Origin of the sequence: Salipiger sp. HF18 (genome assembly GCF_011806505.1) — a bacterium.
Taxonomy (GTDB): Bacteria; Pseudomonadota; Alphaproteobacteria; order Rhodobacterales; family Rhodobacteraceae; genus Salipiger; species Salipiger thiooxidans.
This window is the reverse complement of the sequence record NZ_JAATOS010000315.1, coordinates 1-4,722: the sequence shown is the minus strand read 5'-3', so window position 1 is coordinate 4,722 and position 4,722 is coordinate 1. Positions and strand designations below refer to the sequence as shown.

Below are 4,722 nucleotides of genomic sequence, written 5' to 3'. Positions count from 1 at the left end.
CCACCGGCGCTGTCAGCGGGCCGCCGAGCGGGCGGGCGGGGATGCCGCGGCGCAGCCCGGTGGTGGCCTGCAGCGCGATGGCGCGCACGGTGGCGGTGTCGAGATGGGCCTGCACCTCGACCAGCACCGGCGGCAGGCCGGGGGGCTCGAGCGCCAGCGCGTCGTTGATCGCGGGCAGGGCGCCGTCGGTGAAGGCGATGTCTACGACGGCGCCGCGGATGGCCGCGACCCGCCCGGGTTGGTCCGGTGAAAGTGGCATGACTCCGAGTCTCCCGATTTGGGCCGGGACGGGCTACAGGTTTCAGCGAATGCCGGGATGGTCAAGGCGCAATCCCGTCGCAGGCGAAGATCACGGGCCGCGTTCGCCCGTCTCGGGGCTGTGTCTGGGTCTGTTGCTGTCCGGTACGGCGGCAACGTCGCTGCAGGCGCCGGCACGCGACATTTCGGTCAGGCGTTAACCTTACCTTAGGTTGAAATTTTCGTTGCTTTTCGACGTATGGCCTTCAAAGTGAGCTTACGGCCCGTGTCGGGCCCTGAGCCACTCATGAGTTTGGTAGCGATTGTGTTCGAGGAAGGTTCAATGCCGTGTTTTCGGCTCGCAGCCCTTTGAAGAGTGTCCGGCCGGTATCGGCCTTCGATTGGAAACAAACGCTTTCAGACAGGTCCTTCGGGCGCAGCCCTAGGGGAAAATTTCATTAGATCAGGACGTTGAACATGGCCGTTGTGACCGAGACCACGGATGCCCCGGAAAATGACACCACCCCGTACGAGATCGTCGTCGGCGACAGCTTTCAGGGCACGCTGAGCCCGACGGGCGAACGCGACTGGATCGCCATCGATCTCGTGGAAGGCGATCTCGTCAGTTTCACCTTGACCGGCGGGTCGCTCTCGGATCCCTACCTGCGGATCTACGACAGCACGGGCGCGCTCGTCGATTACAACGACGATTTCGGCGAGGGGCTCGACTCCTTCCTGACCCTCGCGGTCGAGAGCACCGAGACCTATTACATCGAGGTCGCCTCCTGGTCGGACGATGGCAGCGGCAGCTACACGCTCGAGACCGCGGTGGCGCCGCCCCCCGATCCGCTCGACGCCATCGACTGGGGCACCCAGCTTCCCGACAACGAGGTGACCTACTATTTCGCGCCCAACGGCGTCACCGCGGACGGTGTGACCTCGGAGGGCTACAACGCCTACGAGATGGCGCGGTTCGAGGCCGCCTTCGCGATGATCGCGACCTACACCAACCTGACCTTCACCGAGGTCAACTCGGCGGCAGCGGCGGACTTCACCTTCGTGCTCGACACCAACGAGCTGCCGAGCAACCTCTACGGCTACATGAACCCGCCGGGTGAGCCCAACCCGGGGGTGGGTGTCTTCAACGGCAACAACTGGGACCGCAGCGCCGGCGGCTCGCTCGATCTGGGCGGCGACGGCTTTTTCACGGTGATCCACGAGCTCGGCCACGGGCTGGGGCTGGCGCATCCGCACGACACCGGCGGCACCTCCGAGGTGATGACCGGGGTGGACGGGTCGTCGGACACCGGCACCTTCTCGCTGAACCAGGGCATCTTCACGGTGATGTCCTACAACTCGAGCTTCGTGGAGGGGCCGGTCGGCACCCCGGCGCCGGACACCAATTCCGGTTCGATGGGCTCGTTCATGGCCTTCGATATCGCGCTGCTGCAGCAGAAATACGGTGCCAATCCCAACACCGGCAGCGGCAACACGGTCTACACGCTCGATGACGACACCTCGTACTGGCTGGCGATCTACGACGTCGGCGGCACCGACACCATCGTCAACGACAGCAACACCGCGGCCACCATCGACCTGCGCGCCGCCTCCCTGCTCTTCGAGGCGGGCGGCGGCGGCTTCGCCTCGGCCATCGACGGAATCGCGGGCGGGTTCACCATCGCCAACGGTACGGTGATCGAGAACGCCACCGGCGGCGCCGCGGGCGACACGCTCAGCGGCAACGCCATCGCCAACGTCCTGGTCGGGCTCGCGGGCAACGACACCATCTTCGGGCGGCGTGGCCACGACACCATCAGCGGCGGGACGGGCAATGACAGCATCGACGCCGGGTTGGGGAACGACATCGTCGCGGGCGGCATCGGCGCCGACGACATGGACGGTGGGGCGGGCCGCGACACGCTTACCTACGCCGCCTCGGGCGCCGCGGTGAACATCCGGCTCGGGTCCTCGAACAACACCGGTGGCGACGCTGAGGGCGACATCATCACCAACTTCGAGCGCGTCGTGGGATCGGACTTCAACGACGTGATGCGCGCCATGGACCTTGCCGGCACGACGCTGGAGGGCGGGGACGGGAACGACCGGCTCTATGGCGGCATGAATGCTCAGGTTCTGCGGGGCGAGGCCGGCAACGACACCATCACCGGCTACGGTGGGCCGAACATCAATCAGTCCGGCATCGGAGACGTCATCGACGGCGGCTTCGGCAATGACATCCTTGCGGGCTCTGCGGGCGCGGACACGATCATCGGCGGCTTCGGCAACGACATCATCGCGGGCAATGCGAAAGAGGACAGCCTCGTCGGGAACAACGGCAAGGACACGGTGACCTACGCCAACTCGGACGCCGGGGTGAACGTGCTGCTCAACAGCGCCAGCAACAGCGGTGGCCATGCTGCGGGCGACATCCTCGAAGGGTTCGAGCGCGTCGTGGGGTCGGACTTCGACGACACCATCGCCGCCAACAACGTCAACGCCGCCACCATCGAGGGCGGCGCGGGCAACGACCGGATCATCGGCGGCGGCAATTTCCAGAGCCTGCGCGGCGGGGGCGGCAACGATACGATCACCGGCTATTCCGGCGCGGACCCGTCCTCGTCGAGCGTGCGCGACATCATCGTGGGCGATGCCGGCAACGACGTGCTTGCGGGTGCGGGAGGGGACGACACCATCGACGGCGGTACCGGCAGCGACCTGATCCGCGGCAATGCCGGCGATGACATCCTGAACGGCGGCACCGGGTTCGACACCTTCATCTTCGGGCTGACCTCCGAGACCGACACCATCCTGGATTTCCAGGACGACATCGACACGCTGCGGCTCGAGCAGGCGATTTGGGGTGGGGGGCTCACGGCGCAGGAGGTGGTGAACACCTTCGCCGTCGATACCTCGGGCGACACGGTGTTCGACTTCGGTTCCGGGCTCGTCGTGGTGGTCGAGAACATGGCCGACCGGCAGGACATCGTGGACGACCTGAGCTTCGCCTGAGGTCCCCGCGATGGAATAGGGGTCGGCGCGCGGGCGCCGGCCCTTTGCGTTCAGACGGGCTCGTCCTCGCCCGCCAGCAGCTTCGACAGGTCGTCGGCGGCGGCGCGCAGGGGGGCGAGGAACTCGAGCGCATGGTCGATGTCGAAGCGCTGGGTCGGCGCGTGGAACGACAGCGTCGCCATCAGCCGCCCGTTGACGTCGGCGATGGGCACCGCCAGCGCGATCATGTCGACCATGAATTCCTCGCGGTCGAGCGCGTAGCCGTTGCTCCGCACCTCCTCGAGCTCGCGCAGGATCGCCTCGGGGGTGGTCAGCGTGTTCGGCGTATGGGCCACGAGATCGGTGGCGTCGAGGTAGCGCTCGAGGTGGTTCGACGCCAGCGAGCTCAGGTACATCTTGCCCGAGGCGGTGCAGTAGAACGGCACCGAAGTGCCGATGGGCAGCTGGATGCGCAGCGGCCACTCGGTCTCGACCCGTTCGAGGTAGGTCATCGCGTTGCGCTCGGGCATGGCGATGTTGCAGGTCTCGCCCACCTGCGCCGAGAGCTTGCGCAGAATCGCCTGCCGCGCGGTGCGGATGCGGCGGGACGAGATGATGCCGCCGGCGAGCTGCCGCAGGCGCGGGCCGGGCGAATAGGTCCGCCCGTCCATGTCGCGCTGCAGGAAGCCTTCGTCCTCGAGGGTCGAGAACAACCGGTGAATGGTGGGCTTGGGCAGCCCCAGCACGTCGTTGACGGCGGTGGGGGTCACCGGCACACCGGCGCGCGCGACTTCTTCGAGCACCGTCAGCAGCCGCAGGTTGGTGGGTATCGTGTCGCTCTTGCCGGCGTCCATCGCGTTCCTTCCTTCACTTTCCACGTCTACGGCAGCAGTGCCGTCGAAAGCTCGGGCACCAGCGCCACCAGCAACCACACCGTAATCAGTGCGGCGAGGTAGGGAACGGTATAGCGGAGCAGGCGGAAGGAGGGAAGGAGGGGGAAGACAGAGGAAAAGGAGAGGTTCAGGCCGTAGGGCGGGGTGATGAAGCCGATCGACGCGCCGACGAGGAAGACCACCGCGAACTGAATCGGATCCACGCCGATCGAGGCCGCGATGGGCGCGAGGATCGGGGCGAGGATGATGGTCACCGGCAGGCTCTCGAGCACCATGCCCGCCACGAAGACGATGGCCATGGCGGTAAACAGCGTCGGGTAGTAGCCGCCCATGCCGGTCACGAAGGCGGTGATGCTCTCCTGCGCGCCCAGCACTGAGAGGATCTGCTGCATCACCACCGACACCGCGATCAGCGGTGCGAGGATGCCGGTGATCTGCGCCGAGCGCATGGTGATCGAGGGCAGCTCGATGGGGCCGAAGCCGCGCACCACCAGCATCTCGCCGTAGCTCCGCTCGGACACGTCCGGGCGCTCGTCTCGGCCGCGGTTGATGAGCTTGTGAAGAGGCAGGCAGAGAAAGCCCACCACCACGCAGAAGCCCACGG

The 4,722-nt window shown here is 66.6% G+C and carries 3 protein-coding genes and 1 pseudogene; 1 reads left to right on the top strand and 3 read right to left on the bottom strand.

What is annotated here, in order from left to right; genetic code table 11:
* A pseudogene (locus HC022_RS19360) lies at positions 1-259 on the bottom strand (F0F1 ATP synthase subunit beta); the annotation flags it as partial.
* A gap of 455 nt (positions 260-714) precedes the next feature.
* On the opposite strand from HC022_RS19360, the gene HC022_RS19355 reads away from it, so the two are divergent.
* The gene (locus tag HC022_RS19355; protein ID WP_167453510.1) at positions 715-3,246 is read left to right on the top strand and encodes a M10 family metallopeptidase C-terminal domain-containing protein; all 2,532 of its coding nucleotides are present in this window, start codon (positions 715-717) and stop codon (positions 3,244-3,246) included.
* Between the two features lie 50 nt (positions 3,247-3,296).
* Here the strand turns inward: HC022_RS19355 and HC022_RS19350 are convergent, their stop codons facing one another.
* Together HC022_RS19350 and HC022_RS19345 are read right to left on the bottom strand one after the other, a co-directional pair.
* On the bottom strand, positions 3,297-4,079 hold the full coding sequence (locus HC022_RS19350; RefSeq protein ID WP_167453509.1) for an IclR family transcriptional regulator: 783 nt from the start codon (positions 4,077-4,079) through the stop codon (positions 3,297-3,299).
* Between the two features lie 26 nt (positions 4,080-4,105).
* Positions 4,106-4,722 (bottom strand): TRAP transporter large permease subunit (locus tag HC022_RS19345; protein ID WP_167453508.1); only part of this gene is annotated, 617 nt, incomplete at its 5' end.